This is a genomic window from Magnetovibrio sp. PR-2 (genome assembly GCF_036689815.1).
GTDB lineage: Bacteria > Pseudomonadota > Alphaproteobacteria > Rhodospirillales > Magnetovibrionaceae > Magnetovibrio.
In genome coordinates, this window is sequence record NZ_JBAHUR010000039.1 from 1 (window position 1) to 1040 (window position 1040).

Sequence of the window (1040 nt, forward strand, 5' to 3'; positions counted from 1 at the left end):
GTCGTGCCGATTAAACGGCAGTCACCTCAATCCGGTTTGTGTCGAATGTTCTGCCGTTATGCAAAATGCTCCAGGCAATACGGGCCAGCTTATTGGCCAGGGCCGCCGCCAGTTTGTTTTTGTGCATGCGTTGCGAAGCTTGTTCCAGCCATGGCCCGAAGCTGAACTTTTTCCAGTTGTGAGGGCGCATCAAAATGATATGTGCGGCTTGGACGAACAGCGTTCTCAAGTACCTGTTCCCCTGTTTTGATATGCGCCCAAGAATTGGCTTGCCTCCAGTGCTGTATTGCCGTGGCACCAATCCGAGCCAAGCTCCAAAGTCTCGCCCACGCTCAAACGCTTCGCCATTTCCGACAGCGGCAACCATGGCGGTGGAGATTATCGGGCCAATACCGGGAATAGTCATCAGCCGTTGGCAGTGGCCCTCATGAAGGCTGATGTCCTCGATTTCTTTGGTCGTGCTTTCAATGCGCTCATCGAGCCAGAGCCAATCCTCATACAGCCCGATGATAATGTCATGCATACGAGCTGAGATTTCATCCGTGCGGTTGTCCAATATGGCGAATAACGAACTTTTCAGAGCGTGTGCCCCTGTGCGGACCGTGATGCCTTGCTCAATCAGGAAAGCTCGAATTTGATTGATAGTCGCCGTGCGCCGTGACACCAGTCGTGACCGCACACGGTGCAAGGCTTGAAGGTCCAACTGATCTTGGGTTTTCTCGCGCACAGTTTTGAGGTTTGGCCGAAGGGCTGCTTCGGCAATCGCCTCGGCGTCGTTGTAATCGTTCTTTTGGCCCTTCACGAAGGGTTTGGTGTACTTGGCAGGAATAATCCGTGGATCAAAACCGAGTTTGCGTAACGTGCGGCTCACAAAATGTGCGCTTAAACAGGCTTCCATGGCGACAATGCAACGTGGGAAATGATCGAACTCCTTCACAAGGGATAAGCGCTTAATCTTGCGCCGAACAACAACTGTTCCAGTTGGATCAAAGCCGACGATGTGAAACACATCTTTGCCGATGTCGATGCCGATAGAGGAT

The 1040-nt window shown here is 52.4% G+C and carries 1 protein-coding gene; it reads right to left on the bottom strand.

Annotated features, from left to right (window positions below):
* Positions 1 to 10: 10 nt before the first annotated feature.
* On the bottom strand, positions 11 to 1033 hold the full coding sequence (locus tag V5T82_RS18110; RefSeq protein ID WP_442917975.1) for an IS110 family RNA-guided transposase: 1023 nt from the start codon (positions 1031 to 1033) through the stop codon (positions 11 to 13).
* Positions 1034 to 1040 lie beyond the last annotated feature (7 nt).